Origin of the sequence: Pseudomonas sp. QC2 (assembly GCF_002859085.1) — a bacterium.
Lineage (GTDB): Bacteria > Pseudomonadota > Gammaproteobacteria > Pseudomonadales > Pseudomonadaceae > Aquipseudomonas > Aquipseudomonas petroselini.
Genome location: NZ_PKKS01000025.1, coordinates 288,385 through 305,849, shown reverse-complemented (window position 1 = coordinate 305,849; position 17,465 = coordinate 288,385). Strand labels below are relative to the sequence as shown.

General features: G+C 60.5%; 18 protein-coding genes. 9 read left to right on the top strand and 9 right to left on the bottom strand.

Features of this window, described 5'->3' with window-relative positions; all coding sequences use genetic code 11:
- The first annotated feature begins 146 nt into the window (after positions 1 to 146).
- From QCBJ_RS28005 to QCBJ_RS27990, 3 genes are all read left to right on the top strand, one after another.
- Entirely contained in the window at positions 147 to 1,268 is a 1,122-nt protein-coding gene (locus QCBJ_RS28005; protein WP_064052685.1) for a beta-ketoacyl-ACP synthase III, read from the top strand.
- Between the two features lie 144 nt (positions 1,269 to 1,412).
- Positions 1,413 to 2,027, top strand: coding sequence for an RNA polymerase sigma factor (locus QCBJ_RS27995; RefSeq protein WP_102062018.1), 615 nt, complete (start codon positions 1,413 to 1,415; stop codon positions 2,025 to 2,027).
- Positions 2,021 to 2,266, top strand: a complete 246-nt coding sequence (locus QCBJ_RS27990; protein WP_015885283.1) for an anti-sigma factor — start codon at positions 2,021 to 2,023, stop codon at positions 2,264 to 2,266. The genes QCBJ_RS27995 and QCBJ_RS27990 overlap by 7 nt, the downstream gene beginning before the upstream one ends.
- 106 nt (positions 2,267 to 2,372) lie before the next feature.
- On the opposite strand, the gene QCBJ_RS27985 is transcribed toward QCBJ_RS27990, so the two are convergent.
- The gene (locus tag QCBJ_RS27985; protein WP_015885282.1) at positions 2,373 to 3,716 is read right to left on the bottom strand and encodes a putative porin; all 1,344 of its coding nucleotides are present in this window, start codon (positions 3,714 to 3,716) and stop codon (positions 2,373 to 2,375) included.
- Between the two features lie 284 nt (positions 3,717 to 4,000).
- Here QCBJ_RS27985 and QCBJ_RS27980 point away from each other — a divergent pair, with 284 nt between their 5' ends.
- Complete coding sequence (locus QCBJ_RS27980; RefSeq protein WP_102062017.1) at positions 4,001 to 5,125, top strand: GNAT family N-acetyltransferase; 1,125 nt, start codon at positions 4,001 to 4,003, stop codon at positions 5,123 to 5,125.
- Between the two features lie 317 nt (positions 5,126 to 5,442).
- On the opposite strand, the gene QCBJ_RS27975 is transcribed toward QCBJ_RS27980, so the two are convergent.
- The 4 genes from QCBJ_RS27975 to QCBJ_RS27960 all read right to left on the bottom strand — a co-directional run bounded on the left by QCBJ_RS27975 (position 5,443) and on the right by QCBJ_RS27960 (position 9,666).
- Positions 5,443 to 7,275, bottom strand: coding sequence for an ABC transporter ATP-binding protein (locus QCBJ_RS27975; RefSeq protein WP_102062016.1), 1,833 nt, complete (start codon positions 7,273 to 7,275; stop codon positions 5,443 to 5,445).
- An 82-nt stretch (positions 7,276 to 7,357) separates the two neighbouring features.
- Complete coding sequence (locus QCBJ_RS27970) at positions 7,358 to 7,921, bottom strand: peptidylprolyl isomerase A (RefSeq protein WP_015885279.1); 564 nt, start codon at positions 7,919 to 7,921, stop codon at positions 7,358 to 7,360.
- Between the two features lie 3 nt (positions 7,922 to 7,924).
- On the bottom strand, positions 7,925 to 8,728 hold the full coding sequence (locus QCBJ_RS27965; RefSeq protein ID WP_015885278.1) for an alpha/beta fold hydrolase: 804 nt from the start codon (positions 8,726 to 8,728) through the stop codon (positions 7,925 to 7,927).
- A gap of 14 nt (positions 8,729 to 8,742) precedes the next feature.
- The gene (locus QCBJ_RS27960; protein WP_015885277.1) at positions 8,743 to 9,666 is read right to left on the bottom strand and encodes a LysR family transcriptional regulator; all 924 of its coding nucleotides are present in this window, start codon (positions 9,664 to 9,666) and stop codon (positions 8,743 to 8,745) included.
- Positions 9,667 to 9,715: 49 nt separating this feature from the next.
- On the opposite strand from QCBJ_RS27960, the gene QCBJ_RS27955 reads away from it, so the two are divergent.
- The 3 genes from QCBJ_RS27955 to QCBJ_RS27945 all read left to right on the top strand — a co-directional run bounded on the left by QCBJ_RS27955 (position 9,716) and on the right by QCBJ_RS27945 (position 11,852).
- Positions 9,716 to 10,030, top strand: a complete 315-nt coding sequence (locus tag QCBJ_RS27955) for a 3-phosphoglycerate kinase (protein WP_043205731.1) — start codon at positions 9,716 to 9,718, stop codon at positions 10,028 to 10,030.
- Between the two features lie 150 nt (positions 10,031 to 10,180).
- Positions 10,181 to 10,780, top strand: a complete 600-nt coding sequence (locus QCBJ_RS27950; RefSeq protein WP_015885275.1) for an FMN-dependent NADH-azoreductase — start codon at positions 10,181 to 10,183, stop codon at positions 10,778 to 10,780.
- Between the two features lie 202 nt (positions 10,781 to 10,982).
- Positions 10,983 to 11,852 (top strand): carboxylate/amino acid/amine transporter, encoded by an 870-nt coding sequence (locus QCBJ_RS27945; RefSeq protein ID WP_015885274.1) that lies wholly within the window; start codon positions 10,983 to 10,985, stop codon positions 11,850 to 11,852.
- Here the strand turns inward: QCBJ_RS27945 and QCBJ_RS27940 are convergent.
- Positions 11,849 to 13,147, bottom strand: coding sequence for a mechanosensitive ion channel family protein (locus tag QCBJ_RS27940; RefSeq protein ID WP_046035997.1), 1,299 nt, complete (start codon positions 13,145 to 13,147; stop codon positions 11,849 to 11,851). The genes QCBJ_RS27945 and QCBJ_RS27940 overlap by 4 nt on opposite strands.
- 193 nt (positions 13,148 to 13,340) lie before the next feature.
- Here QCBJ_RS27940 and QCBJ_RS27935 point away from each other — a divergent pair, with 193 nt between their 5' ends.
- Positions 13,341 to 14,687, top strand: coding sequence for a DEAD/DEAH box helicase (locus QCBJ_RS27935; protein WP_043205730.1), 1,347 nt, complete (start codon positions 13,341 to 13,343; stop codon positions 14,685 to 14,687).
- 50 nt (positions 14,688 to 14,737) lie between these two features.
- Here the strand turns inward: QCBJ_RS27935 and QCBJ_RS27930 are convergent, their stop codons facing one another.
- Positions 14,738 to 15,013 carry a hypothetical protein gene (locus QCBJ_RS27930; protein ID WP_064052693.1) on the bottom strand — a complete coding sequence of 92 codons (276 nt, stop codon included), beginning with the start codon at positions 15,011 to 15,013 and terminating at the stop codon, positions 14,738 to 14,740.
- A gap of 153 nt (positions 15,014 to 15,166) precedes the next feature.
- Here QCBJ_RS27930 and QCBJ_RS27925 point away from each other — a divergent pair, with 153 nt between their 5' ends.
- Positions 15,167 to 15,556 (top strand): hypothetical protein, encoded by a 390-nt coding sequence (locus tag QCBJ_RS27925; RefSeq protein WP_015885270.1) that lies wholly within the window; start codon positions 15,167 to 15,169, stop codon positions 15,554 to 15,556.
- 48 nt (positions 15,557 to 15,604) lie between these two features.
- Here QCBJ_RS27925 and QCBJ_RS27920 read toward each other — a convergent pair whose 3' ends face one another.
- Together QCBJ_RS27920 and QCBJ_RS27915 are read right to left on the bottom strand one after the other, a co-directional pair.
- Positions 15,605 to 16,471: a DUF6279 family lipoprotein gene (locus QCBJ_RS27920; RefSeq protein ID WP_043205729.1), complete on the bottom strand. Its 867-nt coding sequence runs from the start codon at positions 16,469 to 16,471 to the stop codon at positions 15,605 to 15,607.
- Positions 16,472 to 16,536: 65 nt separating this feature from the next.
- Complete coding sequence (locus QCBJ_RS27915) at positions 16,537 to 17,259, bottom strand: TorF family putative porin (RefSeq protein ID WP_102062015.1); 723 nt, start codon at positions 17,257 to 17,259, stop codon at positions 16,537 to 16,539.
- Positions 17,260 to 17,465: the final 206 nt, after the last annotated feature.

Here is a 17,465-nt window from a genome sequence, read left to right as displayed (position 1 = left end):
TTATAAATGCCGGGATCGTCGTGAAGGGCTGCGGCGCGATGGAATAAAGCGACGCCAGTTTGATGTCCGCTGCGCGGCATTGGACTACTTACAGTTTGGTACGACGGTACCAATATCTTCTGCCTGACAGATTTAGAGGAACGACCGTGCATAACGTCGTCATCAGCGGCACTGGCCTGTACACCCCGGCCAACAGCATCTCCAACGAAGAGCTGGTGCAGTCTTTCAATGCTTACGTGCATCAGTTCAACAGCGATAACGCCGCCGCTATCGAGCGCGGTGACGTGCAGCCGCTGACCGAATCCAGCGCGGCCTTCATCGAGAAAGCCTCGGGCATCAAGAGTCGCTTCGTGATGGACAAAGACGGCATTCTCGACCCGCAGCGCATGGCCCCGCGCCTGCCCGAGCGCAGCAACGACGAATGGTCGGTGCTCTGCCAGATGGCCGTCGGCGCCGCCGAGCAAGCCCTGCAACGCGCCGGTAAGACTGCCGCCGACATCGACGGTGTAATCGTCGCCTGCTCCAACCTGCAACGCGCTTACCCGGCCATCGCCATTGAAGTCCAGGAAGCCTTGGGCATCGAAGGGTTTGGCTTTGACATGAACGTGGCCTGTTCTTCGGCCACCTTCGGCATCCAGAACGCCGCCAATAGCATCCAATTGGGCCAGGCGCGGGCGATCCTGATGGTCAACCCGGAAGTCTGCACCGGGCATCTGAACTTCCGCGACCGTGACAGCCACTTCATCTTTGGTGATGCGGCCACTGCCGTGGTGCTGGAGCGCGCCGACCTGGCGACCTCCGAGCATCAGTTCGACGTGGTGAGCACCAAGTTGCTGACCAAGTTCTCCAATAACATCCGCAACAACTTCGGCTTTCTCAACCGCGCCGCGGAAGAGGGCGTCGGCGCGCCGGACAAGCTGTTCGTGCAGGAAGGCCGCAAGGTGTTCCGTGACGTATGCCCGATGGTGGCGGAATTGATCGGCGTGCACTTGGAAGAGAACCAGTTGAACGTGGCCGATGTGAAGCGCTTCTGGCTGCACCAGGCCAACCTGAGCATGAACCACCTGATCGTGAAAAAACTGCTGGGCCGCGAAGCCTCGGTGGAAGAAGCGCCGGTGATCCTCGATACCTACGCCAATACCAGCTCGGCGGGTTCGGTGATTGCGTTTCACACCTACCAGGATGATTTGCCCAAGGGCTCCGTGGCAGTGCTCAGTTCGTTTGGTGCGGGCTATTCGATCGGCAGCGTGATCCTGCGCAAGCGCTGATTGGTCGGTCGGACTCGGTCAAATGTGGGAGCAGGCTTGCCTGCGATAGCATCACTGCGGTGTGACTGATACACCAAGGTGTCCGCATCGCAGGCAAGCCAGCTCCCACAGGAATCGGGTTTCCACGGTGGAATCGAGGTAGACATGGCAGCAGCGGACGACGCGCACCTGCTTGAACGCCTGCTCAAGGGTGAGCAGCGGGCCTACAAGGAATTGGTCACCACCTACCAGAGCTCCATGCGGGCGGTGGCCTATGCCATCGTCGGCCATCGCCACGCCGACGAAGTCGTGCAGGACGCCTGGCTGTCGGTGGTACGCAACCTGGCCAAGTTCGAAGGGCGCTCCAGCCTCAAGACCTGGCTGCTGACCATCACCGCCAACGCCGCCAAGGGCCGCTACAAGCAGAACCGTCGTGAGGTGTTGCTCGACGATTTGCCTTCGCCCCATGGCACCATCGGTGACGAGCGCTTTTCCCCGGACGATGGCCACTGGGCCGTCGCCCCCTACGCCTGGCATCAAGACACCCCGGAAGCACTGCTGACCGAAGATGAACTGCGCAAATGCCTGGAGCATACGTTGCTGAGCCTGTCGGAGTTGCAAAGCAGCGTGCTGGTACTGCGTGAGCGCCAGGGCCTGGAGCTGGAAGAGATCTGTAATCTTCTGACGCTGTCGCTCTCCAATGTCCGTGTGCTGTTGCATCGGGCGCGGCTTAAAGTCTTCGCCTCGGTGGAGCATTTTGAGGAAACGGGCGAATGTTGACCTGTAAAGAGCAAGTGGCACGTTCCAGTGACTACCTCGATGGGCAATTGACCTTTCGCGAGCGTCTGCTGGTGCGTCATCACTTGATGTTCTGCCCGAACTGCCGTCGGTTTATCCGCCAGATGCGCCTGCTGCAGGCGACGCTGAAGATCATGCCGGATGAGCCGGTAGAGGGTGTGGATGCCCTGGCGCAGCGGCTGGCTGCCGAGCGGCTCAAGGATCACAAAGGCGGGGAATAAGCAGGCTCGCGTGGTTGAATCGGACGGATGATGGGGACCGATCCACCCACGCAAGGCTGTAGAGCCACCTCGGGCCGTCCTGGCCCAAGGCTTATGACGCGTGCAGTTAGAACTTGGCTTCTGCGTCCAGCTGGAAGGTGTTGGCTTTCGCACTACGGTCCACGAGTGTGCGGCTGTAGGTGTCGGTCTTGGTCAGGAAGTAGGTGGCGCCGATGGCGAAGTTCTTGTCGATGTCATAGCCGACTTTGAACTTGTGGCCACGGGAGCCGGTGAAGCCGCCGCCGAAGTCCGAGTCGGTAAAGGCACCCACCACGGCGTTTTTCTCTACGTCGCGATAGTTGTAGTCCAGGTTGAAGCCGAACACCTTGGACTTGGCACCCAACAACCAGGCAGTGTCGGCATCGTCGATAGCGTCGTTGTTTTTTACGTACTGGCCGTAGAACGCCAGAGGTACTGCCAGGCCGCCGATATCGACTTGGCTGAAACCTTCATACAGGCGGAACTCGCCGTTTGGCGTGTTGCCGTTGGTCGCCAGTACGTTCGGGGTGCTGGTCCCGGAGGCACGGCTGTCTTCGTCGTTCTGGTAGGCGTAGATGCTGCCGCCCAGGGTCACTTTCAGGTTGTCGGTCACCGAGAAACGGGTGCCCAACTGGCCGGTGGTCAGGCGCAGGTCGTGGCGGTACTGCACGCCGTCACCGTCCACGTTGTCCTTGAGGTTGTAGTTACCCAGGCTGCCGAACAGCTCGGCGCTGCCACCCAGTGGGTACTTGTAGGTGACTGCCAGGCCTTCGGGGTTGATGTCGCTATCCCAGATCACGTCGCCCATGTTGACCCACGGCTGCAGCATTTTGCCGCCAATGATGTGCAGGTTCTTGATCTGGTCGGGGTGGTAGTCGATGTAGCCGAGGTCCAGCCAGATCGATTTTTTATCGAAGTAGCCGTCCAGGTCCTGGTTGGTGGAGCGCGCATCGCTGCCGCCGCCGGTGGCGATACGAATACCGGTGTCCACCTGCGGGTTGATCTCGGTGTAGGCGCCGAGGCGTGCACGGATCCGTTCGCGATCTTTGTCACGGCCGGTGACGCCGGCGCGGGTGACGCCATTTTCGCCTTCGACCTTGATGGTCTCGTGGCGCATGCGCACATCACCCTTGAACTGAGTCTTGGCGGCCCAGGCCAGCTTCTGGTCGAAGCTGCTCAGCTCGTTGGTTTTTTTCGCGGTGGCCGCGATCTGTTCGTTGGTCTCTTGTTGAGCTTGCCGTGCGATCTGCTGTTCTTTCTGGTCTTTGGCCAATTCGCTTTGCAGTTCAGTGTACTGCGCAGCGGTGATCTGGCCGTTGGCCTTGAGCATGTCGAGCAATTTAGCGTCGACTGCAGCGCTGGCCGGAACGCTCAGGGCCAGTAACAGGCCGCCGCACAGGACCGCCGCAGTTTTAGTGGAAGCAAGACGCATATCAATCTCCGAAAGTGAGGAGGGATGGCAAACCATCCAGGACACAACCGACCGATGACGGACGGAACACATAACCACCTGATAGAACCAGGCGCTCTAAAAACAGGCGTCAGTATCACGATCGTTTATGACGCCGCAGTGGCTAAGTGATGTCATCTACATGACAAATTATTCATCTTCGGAACTATTGGTTTAGAGCCTTGTCGCGCGAATCGGGGGTGTGCGAAGGCCGGCGATCAGCGATACTCGCCAAGCTTTCACGCCCTGAAGTAGTGAGGATGCCGATGCCGTTGCAACGCCTGGACAGCCTGTCCGAAATCGCCCCGCAAGCCTGGGATTCGCTGGTGCCACAGGGCCAGCCGTTCGTGCGCCATGCGTTCCTGAGCGCGTTGGAAGACAGCGCCAGCCTGGGTCCGCAATCGGGCTGGCAACCGGAGCATCTGTTGCATTGGGAGGGCGATCGACTGGTGGCGGCGTTACCCAGTTATCGCAAGTGGCATTCCTACGGCGAGTACGTGTTTGATCACGGTTGGGCCGATGCCTGTGAGCGGGCCGGTATCGATTACTACCCCAAGCTGCTGACGGCGGTGCCGTTCAGTCCCGTGGGTGGCCCACGCCTGTTGGCGGCCCGTGCCGAGGACGGTTTCGAGCTGCTCAAAAGCCTGCCGGGTTACCTTGAAATCGAAGGGCTCTCCAGTGCCCATGTCAACTTCACCGATGACCTGGCCGATGAGGCACTGGCCCAACAACCGGGCTGGTTGCAGCGCCTGGGGTGTCAGTTTCACTGGCAGAACCGCGGCTACCGCGACTTCCAGGACTTCCTCGACGCCTTGAGTTCACGCAAGCGCAAACAAATGCGCAAAGAGCGTGAACAAGTGGCGGGGCAGGGGATCGACTTCGAGTGGCTGCAAGGCCATGAACTGAGCGAAGCCCAGTGGGATTTCGTCTACGCCTGCTACGCCAACACCTACGCCGTGCGCCGCCAATCGCCTTACCTGACTCGCGCGTTTTTCAGCCTGTTGGCCGAGCGCATGCCCGAATCGATCCGCGTGGTGCTGGCCAAACAAGGCACACGCCCGGTGGCCATGGCCTTCAGCCTGATCGGCGGCGACAGCTTCTATGGCCGCTACTGGGGCTGCCTGGCAGAGTTCGATCGCCTGCACTTCGAAACCTGCTTCTACCAGGGCATGGACTACGCCATCGCCCACGGCCTGCAACGCTTCGACGCGGGGGCACAGGGCGAGCACAAATTGATTCGCGGGTTTGAACCGGTGATTACGCGCTCGTGGCACTACCTGCGTCATCCGGGGTTGAAGAACGCCGTGGAGGATTTCCTTGAGCGCGAGCGGGTGGGGATTGTGGCGTATGCCGAAGAGGCGAGGGCAGCCCTGCCTTATCGGCAGGTGTAAAGGGCGTGCTATATCCTGCTGTGCGCGCGAGTGATTCGGCTGCATAGATGGGCAGCAGAGTCCGTCGGTGAGGGACCCGTGGATGACACGTCGAAGAAAGGGCAGGTGGTATTTGTGGTGAGCGGGCTTGCCCCGCGCTGGGTTGCGAAGCGGCCCTGACCAAGGCACTGCATTCTTTCAGGCAAATCGCGGTGCCAGGGTTTGGGGCTGCTGCGCAGCCCAGCGCGGGGCAAGCCCGCTCACCACAGTAAGCCTGCTCACCACAGTAAGCCTGTTCACCACAGCAAGCCTGCTCCCCCATTTAGAAAACCGTGGCATCAATCGATGCCGACAAAACCCCCGGTCTGGTGCTGCCATAACCGCGCATACAAACCGCCGTGTTCCAGCAATTCGGCGTGGCTGCCGCTCTCGGCAATCTGGCCTTTCTCCAGCACCACCAGGCGGTCCATTCGTGCAATGGTCGACAAGCGGTGCGCAATCGCGATCACTGTCTTACCCTGCATCAGGGTCTCCAGGCTTTCCTGGATCGCGGCTTCCACTTCTGAGTCCAGCGCTGAGGTGGCTTCGTCCATGATCAGGATCGGCGCGTCCTTGAGCAGCACGCGGGCGATGGCAATGCGTTGACGCTGCCCGCCGGAGAGTTTTACCCCGCGCTCGCCCACGTGTGCGTCCATCCCGGTACGGCCTTCGGCGTCCGACAGCAGCGGAATGAACTCATCGGCGCGCGCCTTGTGCACCGCCGCCCAGAGCTCTTCCTCGGTTGCATCCGGCTTGCCGTACAGCAAGTTGTCGCGGATCGAACGGTGCAGCAGCGAGGTGTCCTGGGTGATCATGCCGATTTGCTCGCGCAGGGTTTCCTGGGCGACCTCGGCAATGTTCTGGCCGTCGATCAGGATGCGCCCGCCTTGCAGGTCATAGAGACGCAGCAGCAGGTTGACCAGGGTCGACTTGCCCGCACCGGACGGGCCGATCAGGCCGATTTTTTCACCGGCCTTGATCTCAAGGTTGAGGCCGCCAATGATCCCGCTCTTCTTGCCGTAGTGGAAATCCACCTGCTCAAAGCGCACTTCGCCACGGGGGACGCTCAGGCGCGGGGCGTTGTCGCGGTCGATCACGGCCAGCGGCTGGGCGATGGTTTTCAGGCCGTCCTGCACGATGCCGATGTTTTCGAAAATGCCGTTGACCACCCACATGATCCAACCGGACATGTTGACGATGCGAATCACCAACCCTGTGGCCAGGGCGATGGCGCCCACGGTAATCAGCGACTGGGTCCACAGCCACAACGCAAGGCCGGTGGTGGTGACGATCAGCAGGCCGTTCAGGACCGTGATCACCGCATCCATGCTGGTGAGCACGCGTGCGGCCAATTGGGTCTTTTCGGTCTGCTCGATGATCGCTTCCTTGGCGTACTCCTGCTCATTCTGCGTATGGGCGAACAGTTTCAAGGTGGTGATGTTGGTGTAGCCGTCGACGATACGCCCCATGAGTTTGGAGCGTGCTTCGGAGGAGATCACCGAACGTTCCTTGACCCGCGGCACGAAGTAACGCAAGGCCAGGCAGTAACCAATGATCCACGTGATCAACGGAATCATCAGCCGCCAGTCGGCTTCTGCAAACAACACCAGGGAGGTGATCGCGTAGATCGACACGTGCCAGATGGCTTCCGCCGTCGCTACCGCCGAGTCACGCAACGAGTTACCGGTTTGCATGATGCGTTGGGCAATACGCCCGGCGAAATCGTTCTGGAAGAAGTTCAGGCTCTGCTTGAGCACGTAGCTGTGGTTCTGCCAGCGGATCAGGCTGGTCATGCCAGGGTTGATGGTCTGGTGCACCAGCAAGTCATGCAGGCCGTTGAAAATCGGACGCAGGAGCAGGGCGACCACGGCCATCCAGATCAGCTCAGTGCTGTGGATCTGGAAGAAGTTCGCCGGTGGCGTGCCCTGGGCCAGGTCGATGATGCGGCTGAGGTAGCTGAACAGCGCCACTTCGATCAGGGCGCCGACCAGGCCCACCACCAGCAACGCGGCGAAGCACGGCCACACTTGGCGCAGGTAGAAGAGATAGAAGGGCAGGACTTTATCGGGAGGAGCGGCGCCAGGGGCATCGCGGAAAATATCGATCAGTTGTTCAAAACGACGATAGAGCATTAGGGTTGACGCCCGCCGCGCGGGCTCTCCTGTTCAAATGCGCGCGCGGCCTTGTGGGCTGCGCGCGGAACTACCTGCTATCTCAGTCGATGCGCTTGGCCGACTTGATGTACACAGGATCGATTGGCACGTTCTGCATGCCCTGCTTGGTGGTGGTCTGCGAGTTGACGATCACATCAACGACGTCCATGCCCTTGACCACTTTGGCGAATACCGCGTAACCGCGATCACGGCCTGGGTCGAGGAAGGCATTGTCGGCCACGTTGATGAAGAACTGGCTGGTGGCCGAATCCGGGTCACTGGTACGCGCCATGGACAGGGTGCCACGTACGTTATGCAGGCCGTTGTTGGCTTCGTTCTTGATCGGTGCATCAGTGGGTTTTTGTGTCATTGCCTGGGTGAAGCCGCCGCCCTGGACCATGAAGCCTGGGATCACGCGGTGGAAAATCGTGTTGGTGTAGAAGCCTTTATCGACATAGGCCAGGAAGTTCTTGGTGCTGATCGGCGCCTTGACCGGGTCCAGTTCGATCTCGATGTCGCCGTTGGTGGTGGTGATCAATACGTGGGGCGCCTTGGCCGGCTGGGCCGCCATCAGGTTAGCAGCGAACAAAACAGAACCGGCAAAGAAGGCGATTTTTTTCAGCATGGGTCAGTGATCCTGGGTAGTGGTTTCGACTGTCTTTAGAAAATCGAGCAGGGTTGCGTTAAAGACTTCGGGTTGATCCAAGGGCGTGGCATGGCGGGAATCTTCGATCACCACCAGTCGCGCATCGGGCAGCAGTTTTACATAGTTTTCTTTCTGCGCCACGGGGGTGTAGTCGTGGTCGGCGCTGATGACCAGGGTTGGACAGGTTATCCTCGAAAGTCGTTCCTGCACGCCCCAGCCCACAATCGCATCGAAGCTGGCGAGATAAGCACGTTTGTCGTTTTTTGCCCAGCGCTCGGCCATCTTGCGGCGCAGGTCGGCTTGGTGCGGTTTGGGGAATAGCCGTTCACCCAGCGCATTGCCGATGGTGGCCAGGCTGAGCACCCGCGCGAGGGTCCAGCGCTTGGCCCACTGCCAATAGTCGTCGGCACTGCGCACCTTGACCTCGGGCGCACTATTGACGATGCACAGGCTTCTAACGAGCGCAGGCTCGTCCACCGCCAATTGGAAGGCGATCATGCCGCCCATCGACAAGCCCACCACATGCGCCGGCGGCAGGTGCAGGTGCTCGATAAGGGCGAGCACGTCGTGGGTGAACCCTTGGATGCTGTAGCGTTCGCGCGGTTTATCCGAGCGTCCGTGGCCACGCACATCCACCACGATCAGGCGGTAATGCCTGGCCAGTACCGGAACCTGCAACTCCCAATCCTGGCTGCTGGAACCCAGGCCGTGGATCAGGATCAGCGGCGTGCCGTGGCCGTATTCCTCGTAGTGCAGGCTGCAGCCTTCGTGGTCGAACCAGGCCATCGGTGAACTCCGTTTCAGGCCTGCCGGGGCGCGGCGAAAGGCGCGTCCAGCGGGGCGGTGTCAAAGGTGCGCAGCAGTTCCACGAGGATCTGCGTCGCCGGCCCCAAGGGTTTGTCCTTGTTGGAATACAGGTAGAACGTGGGGTGGCGGCTGCCGCCCTGTTCCAAGGGTAGCTGCTTGAGCACGCCCTCGGCGAGTTCGCGTTCGATCATGTGCCGAGGCAACCAGGCGAAGCCCAGGCCGCTGCCCACAAAGGCGGCGGCCGTGGCCAGGCTGCCGACGGTCCAGCGCTGTTCGGCACCGAGCCAGCCGACGTCGCGCGGTTGCTGGCGGCCGGAGTCGCGGATCACCACCTGCATCTGGCTTTCTAGGTCTTGGAAGCTCAGTTCGCGGTGCATGCGGTGCAAGGCATGTTCGGGATGGGCCACGGCGACAAACTCTACGTCGCTCATTTCCGTGCCCAGGTAACCGGGGATGCTGAAGCCGCAGATCGCCAGGTCGGCGACGCCCTCGATCAACAACTCCTCAACGCCCGACAACACCTCTTCACGCAGGCGCACCCGGCAACCACGGCTTTGCGGCATGAACGCGGTGAGCGCGCGCACCAGGCGTGCGTTCGGATACGCCGCGTCCACCACCAAGCGTACTTCGGCTTCCCAGCCCTGCTCCATATGGTGGGCGAGGTCTTCCAGTTGGCTGGCGTTTTTTACCAATTGCCGGGAGCGGCGCAGCAGCACTTCACCGGCGTCGGTGAGGACCGCCTTGCGCCCATCGATGCGCAGCAGCGGCACGCCGAGCTGGTCTTGCATGCGGGCCACGGTGTAGCTCACCGAGGATTGCGAACGGTGCAGCGCTTCGGCCGCCTGGGCGAAGCCGCCATGGTCGACCACGGCTTGCAGCGTGCGCCATTGATCGAGGGTAACGCGGGGCGCTTTCAAGATGGGTTCCTCTTGTCCTAAGCTGGCGGTCCTTATTGGAGACTGCCGAATGAGAAAATTCTGTTGTGTGTTGCTGGCGCTGCTGCCGATGAGCGCGTTTGCCTACCCCATCGACGTGACTAAAAAGATCGACGGCGTGAGCATCGATTACACCGCCTCCGATGTGGACGGCGATATCAGTTCGATCCAACTCAATAACTACGGCACCCAGGACGCCGTCTGCTCGGTAATCTTCACCAACGGCCCGGAAGCGCCGCGTCGCAGAACGGTCACGGTGCCGGCAGGCAAAAGCACCAACACCACGGTCAAGTTCAACCGCGCCATTATCAAGATGCGCATTGCACTGACCTGCGCACCCAAGTAACGCTGCAGCGGAGCATGCCCACGGCGCACTCCGCCTATAAACAAATTTATAGATGGGTTATAGCAGTTTTTTGCGCTTTTTAATCGAATTGGCTCTGTTTAATCTTCACTCCATCGACTTACAGCAATTACAGATGGAGCCTACAACGCCATGTCCAATGTTCTGATCATCGAAAGCAGTGCCCGCCAGCAGGATTCGATCTCTCGCCAACTGACCCAGCAGTTCATCAGCCAATGGCAGGCCGCCCACCCGGCGGATCAGATCACCGTGCGTGACGTGGCCCTCAACCCGGTGCCGCACTTGGACGCCAACCTGCTCGGCGGCTGGATGAAGCCGGCGGATCAGCGCAATGGCCACGAACAGGCGTCCCTGGATCGCTCCAACGAATTGACCGACGAACTGTTGGCCGCCGACGTGCTGGTAATGGCCGCGCCGATGTACAACTTCGCCATCCCCAGCACCCTCAAGGCCTGGCTGGACCATGTGTTGCGAGCCGGCGTGACCTTCAAGTACACCGCCACCGGCCCTCAGGGTCTGCTCACCGGCAAGCGTGCCGTCGTGCTCACCGCTCGCGGCGGCATCCATACCGGTGCCAGCTCTGATCACCAGGAACCCTACCTGCGTCAGGTCATGGCGTTTATCGGGATTCACGATGTCACGTTCATTCACGCCGAAGGGGTGAACTTGAGCGGGGACTTCCAGGAGAAGGGCATCAACCACGCCAAGGCGCTGCTGGCACAGGTCGCTTGATCCTTTAATCGCCACATAATCGCGCAGTGTTTATATCGCTCCACGCAAACCCTTCAAGTACGCGTAACGAACCTCCCTTTGCACTTTTGCTCCTGAGTGCTACCGCCCGACTGACGCTTTAGCGAGGTCGGGTTTTTTTTACCCCGAGTTTCTTCACTCGCCGAAAACCTTTAATGTCCCGCCCATTCGAAATGAGGCGCGCATGGGCTACTTACTGGTTGTCACCCTGATTCAGGCATTTTCCTTCAGCTTGATCGGCGAATACCTCGCCGGTCACGTCGACAGTTACTTCGCGGTGCTGGTGCGTGTGTTGCTGGCCGGTCTGGTGTTTATCCCACTGACCCGCTGGCGCTCGGTAGAACCGGCGTTCATGCGGGGCATGCTGGTGATCGGCGCGCTGCAGTTTGGCGTGACCTACGTGTGCCTGTACCTGAGCTTTCGCGTGCTCACGGTGCCGGAGGTGTTGCTGTTCACCATCCTCACGCCGTTGCACGTGACCCTGATCGAAGACGCCCTGAACCGGCGCTTCAACCCTTGGGCGCTGATCGCCGCGCTGGTCGCGGTGGCGGGCGCGGCGGTGATCCGTTTCGACCAGATCACCCCGCACTTCCTCGGAGGCTTCCTGCTGCTGCAACTGGCCAACTTCACCTATGCCGCCGGGCAAGTGATGTACAAACACTTGGTGGCGCGTTACCCGAGCGACCTGCCGCACTACCGACGCTTCGGTTATTTCTACCTGGGCGCGTTGCTGGTGGTATTGCCGGCATTCCTGCTTTTCGGCAAAGCCAACTTCCTGCCTGAAGCGCCGCTGCAATGGGGTGTGCTGGTGTTCCTCGGGTTGGTCAGCACTGCGCTGGGCATGTACTGGTGGAACAAGGGGGCTTGCCTGGTGCAGGGCGGCACCCTGGCGGTGATGAACAACCTGCATGTGCCGGTGGGGTTGCTGCTGAACCTGCTGATCTGGAACCAGCACGAGCCGTTGGGGCGACTGGCATTGGGTGGGTTGGTGATTCTGGCGGCGGTGTGGATCAGCCGGTTGGGCGTGAAGGCGCCCAACCGCTCCGTGGTTTAGCCAGCGCGACTTTCAGGGGCCGGCAAATGACTGGCCCCCAACACCGCCGGCAACACCCCCGCGCGCAAGTCATTCCCACTCGGCTGCTGATACAAACTCAAGCCAAATTCCGGCAACACCGCGAGCAGGTAATCAAAAATGTCCCCCTGGATCCGCTCGTAATCCGCCCACGCCGTGGTGCGGGTAAAGCAGTAGATTTCCAGCGGCACGCCCTGGGCGGTGGTCTGCATCTGGCGCACCATGCAGGTCATGTTCGGCTGGATGTCCGGATGGCTTTTCAGGTAGGCCAGGGCATAGGCGCGAAAGGTGCCGAGGTTGGTCATGCGGCGGCGGTTGGCCGACAGCTGTGCGCTGTGGCCCTGGGCTTCGTTCCAGGCCTTGAGCTCGGCCTGCTTGCGCCCGATGTAGTCGGTGAGCAGGTGCACCTGGGTCATGCGCAGTTCTTCGTCGTCGCGCAGGAAGCGCACGCCGCTGGCGTCGATAAACAGGCTGCGCTTGATGCGCCGTCCGCCGGAGGCCTGCATGCCGCGCCAGTTCTTGAACGACTCGGACATCAGGCGCCAGGTAGGGATGGAGACGATGGTCTTGTCGAAATTCTGCACCTTGACCGTGTGCAGGGTGATGTCCACGACATCGCCGTCGGCGCCGACCTGGGGCATCTCGATCCAGTCGCCGACCCGCAGCATGTCGTTGCTGGTCAACTGCACGCTGGCGACGAACGACAGCAGCGTGTCCTTGTACACCAACAGGATCACCGCTGACATGGCGCCAAGACCCGACAGCAGCAACAGCGGCGAACGGTCGATCAGGGTGGCGACGATGATGATTGCGCCAAACACGAACAGCACCATCTTCGCCAACTGCACATAGCCCTTGATCGAGCGGGTGCGGGCGTGTTCGGTGCGGGCGTAGATGTCCAGCAGGGCGCTGAGCAGGGCGCTCATGGCCAGTACCAGGAACAGGATGGTCAGCGCCAGGGCCACGTTGCCGATAAACAGGATGGCGGTCTTGCTCAGGTCCGGCACCAGGTACAGGCCGAATTGGATCACCAGCGAGGGCGTCATCTGTGCCAGGCGATGGAAGACTTTGTTGTGCCGCAGGTCATTGAGCCAATGCAGGGCCGGTTGCCGGCCGAGCAGTTTGACGGCGTGGAGGATGAGGTAACGTGCCACCCGTCCAAGCAATAGAGCCACCACCAACAACACCACAAAACCGAGGCTGGCATGCAGCAGCGGGTGTTCATCGAGGGCGCCCCAGAGATCTTGGACGTTGAGCCAGAGCTGTTTGATATCCATGGGTGAAACCGATTCTTCTATGGGACAAGACGGGGCGATTAGAGCATTTAAGTGCAACAAAGTTGATGTCATGGACAAATGCCCTGACAAAAAAGCGCCTGAATGACACCGTTCGCGTAAAGAAACTCGGTTTGGACGGCCGAAACCGGTACCCTATGCAGCTGATTTTTTGTATTTCTTCGAGGTAGCACCCGTGTTTTCCCAATTCGCCCTGCACGAACGCCTGCTCAAAGCCGTGGCCGAGCTTAAATTTGTCGAGCCTACGCCGGTGCAAGCAGCGGCCATCCCGCTCGCGCTCGAAGGGCGTGACCTGCGGGTGACGGCTCAAACCGGGAGTGGCAAGACCGCCGCTTTCGTCCTGCCGATTTTGAATCGCCTGATCGGCCCGGCCAAAGTCCGCGTCAGCATCAAGACCCTGATCCTGCTGCCGACCCGCGAGCTGGCCCAGCAGACCTTGAAGGAAGTGGAGCGCTTCTCGCAGTTCACCTTCATCAAGTCCGGCCTGATCACCGGCGGTGAAGACTTCAAGGTGCAGGCCGCCATGCTGCGCAAGGTACCGGACATCCTGATCGGCACCCCAGGCCGCATGATCGAGCAGCTCAACGCCGGCAACCTCGACCTCAAGGAAGTCGAAGTGCTGGTGCTCGACGAAGCCGACCGCATGCTCGACATGGGGTTTGCCGATGACGTGCAGCGCCTGGTGGCCGAGTGCATCAATCGCCAGCAGACCATGCTGTTCTCCGCCACCACCGGCGGTTCCACCCTGCGCGAGATGGTCGCCAAGGTGCTGAACAACCCTGAGCACCTGCAGGTCAACAACGTCAGCGACCTCAACGCGACCACGCGCCAGCAGATCGTCACCGCTGACCACAATGTGCACAAAGAGCAGATCCTCAACTGGCTGTTGGCCAACGAGACCTATCAGAAAGCCATCGTGTTCACCAATACCCGCGCTGCCGCCGACCGTATCTACGGCCGCCTGGTTGCCCAGGAATACAAGGCGTTCGTGCTGCACGGCGAGAAAGACCAGAAGGACCGCAAGCTGGCCATCGACCGCCTCAAGGCCGGCGGTGTGAAGATCCTCGTGGCCACCGACGTTGCCGCGCGCGGCCTGGACGTGGACGGCCTGGACCTGGTGATCAACTTCGATATGCCACGCAGTGGCGACGAATATGTGCACCGCATCGGCCGTACCGGGCGTGCCGGCAATGATGGCCTGGCGATCTCGCTGATCTGCCATGGCGACTGGAACCTGATGTCGAGCATCGAGCGCTACCTCAAGCAGTCGTTCGAGCGTCGCACCATCAAGGAAGTCAAAGGCACCTACACCGGGCCGAAGAAGGTCAAGGCATCGGGCAAGGCCGTTGGCGTGAAGAAGAAAAAGACCGACGCCAAGGGCGACAAGAAAAAGGCCGGCGCCAAGTCGCCGACCAAACGCAAGATTGCCAACCGGCCGAAGACCGACAACCTGTCGCTCGTCAGCAAGGACGGCATGGCGCCACTCAAGCGCCGCAAGCCGGAAGCGCCGGCTGCTGAATAAGGCTTGAGTGATATGAAAAAACCGGACGTTTGTCCGGTTTTTTTATGCCATCAGCTTTTGGCTTTGGCCGCTGCTTCCTTGAGCTCCTTGAGACGGGCGTCGATCAACTGGCATTTATCGGGGAACTCAGCGCTTTCGGTATCCAGGTCCATCTTCTGCAGCTCGTCGTTCATCTCCTTGGCCTTGGTCGGGTTCTGTTCGGTCAGTTTGGCCACTTCCTGCGCCAGTTGCTCGCGCTTGGCCGTGGCCTCGTCGGGCGTGCAGGCCCAAGCGGGCAGGGCGGCGGTTAGCGTGGCGACGATGGCCAGGTTCATCAGGGTTTTCATGGGCAGACCTCCTTGGCGGTTATGTGCTGTTGAGGGCGCGAACGTCTGGAAAGTTCAGAGAAATGACGTCCGTCTATTCGGCTGAACGGCCAGTGACCCGGCCTGTCACAACCTTGACGGGCTACTTTCCACCAGCCTGCAGGAGGAATCAGGATGACGACTTACAACTGGGATCTGATCGAACGTCTGCTGCATGAAGTGCAGAACGGCGAGGGCAGCTTCGCCCCGCGCAAATACGCCGAGCAGGAAGCGGCCGAAAAGGCCACGGCGGGCGAGTCCACCGGCAACCTGGATGCGCTCAAGAAGACGGCGGCAGATTATGAAGCGCTGCTGTTCAAACGTGGCTTTATTGAGTCGCGCCCTGAGGAAGAGGGCGGAAATGGCGAGAATTTCATCCTCACTCCGCTGGGCGCACAACTGTTGGCGCTGATCGACAGTTCGATTCCCGGCAATGATCACCCGCGTCAGGTGCTGGATGAGCAGGCGGACGCGCTGGATCCGGCGACCTTTGCCGAGGTGGCTTCCAAGGCTCAGATTGCCTGATCGGCCGCTGCGCTCATCTAATGTGGGCGGGGGCCAGCCCCTCTCACATTAGCTTGCGCTGCCTTTGAGGCATTTCAGTGCCTTGAAGTCGCTGCGTACGCCGTCGATTTTTTGCGTCAGTTTCAGGCGCTGTTGCACGCTGCTTTGCGCCATCAGGTCGACGATCAGGCTGCGTGCCGCCGCTTCCGTCTCGGCGTAGGCGACGCGGTACTCCGGCGTCCACAGGCTTTCCCGGTCCACCAGCAGTTGCTGCATTTTCTGCGGGAAGTCGGCGCTCTGGCGTTGCTTCACGGCGTCGATAAATTGCGCCTGCCAGTGCGCGCGGTTACCGATCCATTGCTGGTTTTGCTCACCCAGGCTGATAGACCAGGCCGTGACGCGGTTTTTCTGGCTATCGCTCAGCGGCCCCATCCACGCATCCAGGCGTTTATTCATGCGCTCGGCGCGTTCTTGGATCTGCTTGGCCAGCGGTGGCTTGAGGTACTCGTCCTGGCGCTTGCGCAGGTCTTTGGCCAACGCGTCGTTCATCTCTTTGACCTGTTGATCGTCCAGCCCCTGCAACAACTCGATGGCCGACGGTGTGACCTCGCGGGCGACCTCGGCGATGGCCTGCTTGGCCTCTACGGTGCGCGTCTGCAAGGCCGCGTCGGTAACCTGGTTGTCGTCGACCATCTGCTGCAGGCGGTCCAGCCAGTCCAGGTAGCCCGGCAGTTGTGTGGTGCAATGCCAGGCCAGGTGCTCCTTGAGCTTGTCGTTGAACCAGCTCTTCTGCCCGGCGTTCATGTCCAGGTAGTCGTTGAGGGTCCAGGGAATGATCACGTCCAGGTTGCGATAGGCCAGGCCTACGCGATTGCAGCCGGCGAGCACCAGGCTCAGGGTCAGCAGTACGACGAGTAATTTGAGCCGACGCAGCATGGGCGGGTCCTTCGCAATGTGGGTTATCACATGTGAGCCTGCGCGGGGGGCGACAGTTCAGCCGATTAATAAAACGACCGCGCCGCCTTCAGCGTCAACAGACCATCGCATTGCGAATTGTGTCCGGAATAGGCCGAGCAGTCCCCGCCGCTGAGGCTGGAGTCGCTGTAGATGAGGTTCAGGTCAACGCCCATCCATTCTCGGGAGAATTGCACCGACCAGTCGCTGAAGCTGCGAATGGAGCCGCCGTCCACTGAGACCGGCGTGCCCAACTGATGCGTGGTGTATTTCATGCTGACGCCAATACCGAAAGGCTGGGTGCCACCCAGGTCGGCGAACAGTGTGCTGTCCTGGCGATCCGGATCGTTGCTGAAGGAGGCACCGAAGCGATTACCCAGCAGGTTCAGGCCGCCGTAGAACTCCTGGCTGTCGAGCGGGCTGAGCTTGGGGTAGCTGTAGTGGATCAAGCCGACTTCATAGCCCAGGGTCTGGTCGAAAGGGTGTTTGAAGCCCATGTAGGAATCGACTTCAAGGGTGCTGGCCGAGGACAGGCCCATGTTCGGTGAGAACTGGCCGAAATACAGGCCGCTGTCATGACTCAGGTCCAGCCCGCCGTGGAACGAGTCGCTGCCGGGAGACGTCGGCTTGACCAGGCCCTGGGCCATGCTGCGGCTGGGGGTGGTGCCCAATTTCAGGTCGAAGTCGCCCAGTTCACGCTGGAATATTTGCGCTTGGGCAAGGGGGCACGCGACAAGGGCGCTGACCAGAAAAATGCACGATTTGAGCATGCTTCACTCCATGAAAAGCGAGGAGCAGTGACGAAGGAATCGGGCAGATGCCCGTGCTAGACGTGTGCAAGGATACCGGCGAATGTCGGGAGGTGAGGCCCGTTCGTCGATTAGCGCTAATGGAAAATAGGCAGTGAGGGTATTTCGGGCTCTAGTCCTAGCGCCTTGAAGGCAAGACGCTTAGGGACCAGTGGTGTTGCGCGGTA

Bases quoted from the DNA above. Each gene is read 5' to 3' on its own strand.
- QCBJ_RS27970 (WP_015885279.1), bottom strand. From the start codon at position 7,921: ATGCTGAAAAAAATCGCCTTCTTTGCCGGTTCTGTTTTGTTCGCTGCT.
- QCBJ_RS27965 (WP_015885278.1), bottom strand. From the start codon at position 8,728: ATGGCCTGGTTCGACCACGAAGGCTGCAGCCTGCACTACGAGGAATAC.
- QCBJ_RS27975 (WP_102062016.1), bottom strand. From the start codon at position 7,275: ATGCTCTATCGTCGTTTTGAACAACTGATCGATATTTTCCGCGATGCC.
- QCBJ_RS27950 (WP_015885275.1), top strand. From the start codon at position 10,181: ATGTCCAATGTTCTGATCATCGAAAGCAGTGCCCGCCAGCAGGATTCG.
- QCBJ_RS27980 (WP_102062017.1), top strand. From the start codon at position 4,001: ATGCCGTTGCAACGCCTGGACAGCCTGTCCGAAATCGCCCCGCAAGCC.
- QCBJ_RS27955 (WP_043205731.1), top strand. From the start codon at position 9,716: ATGAGAAAATTCTGTTGTGTGTTGCTGGCGCTGCTGCCGATGAGCGCG.
- QCBJ_RS27930 (WP_064052693.1), bottom strand. From the start codon at position 15,013: ATGAAAACCCTGATGAACCTGGCCATCGTCGCCACGCTAACCGCCGCC.
- QCBJ_RS27985 (WP_015885282.1), bottom strand. From the start codon at position 3,716: ATGCGTCTTGCTTCCACTAAAACTGCGGCGGTCCTGTGCGGCGGCCTG.
- QCBJ_RS27945 (WP_015885274.1), top strand. From the start codon at position 10,983: ATGGGCTACTTACTGGTTGTCACCCTGATTCAGGCATTTTCCTTCAGC.
- QCBJ_RS27990 (WP_015885283.1), top strand. From the start codon at position 2,021: ATGTTGACCTGTAAAGAGCAAGTGGCACGTTCCAGTGACTACCTCGAT.
- QCBJ_RS27915 (WP_102062015.1), bottom strand. From the start codon at position 17,259: ATGCTCAAATCGTGCATTTTTCTGGTCAGCGCCCTTGTCGCGTGCCCC.
- QCBJ_RS27920 (WP_043205729.1), bottom strand. From the start codon at position 16,471: ATGCTGCGTCGGCTCAAATTACTCGTCGTACTGCTGACCCTGAGCCTG.
- QCBJ_RS27995 (WP_102062018.1), top strand. From the start codon at position 1,413: ATGGCAGCAGCGGACGACGCGCACCTGCTTGAACGCCTGCTCAAGGGT.
- QCBJ_RS27940 (WP_046035997.1), bottom strand. From the start codon at position 13,147: ATGGATATCAAACAGCTCTGGCTCAACGTCCAAGATCTCTGGGGCGCC.
- QCBJ_RS27925 (WP_015885270.1), top strand. From the start codon at position 15,167: ATGACGACTTACAACTGGGATCTGATCGAACGTCTGCTGCATGAAGTG.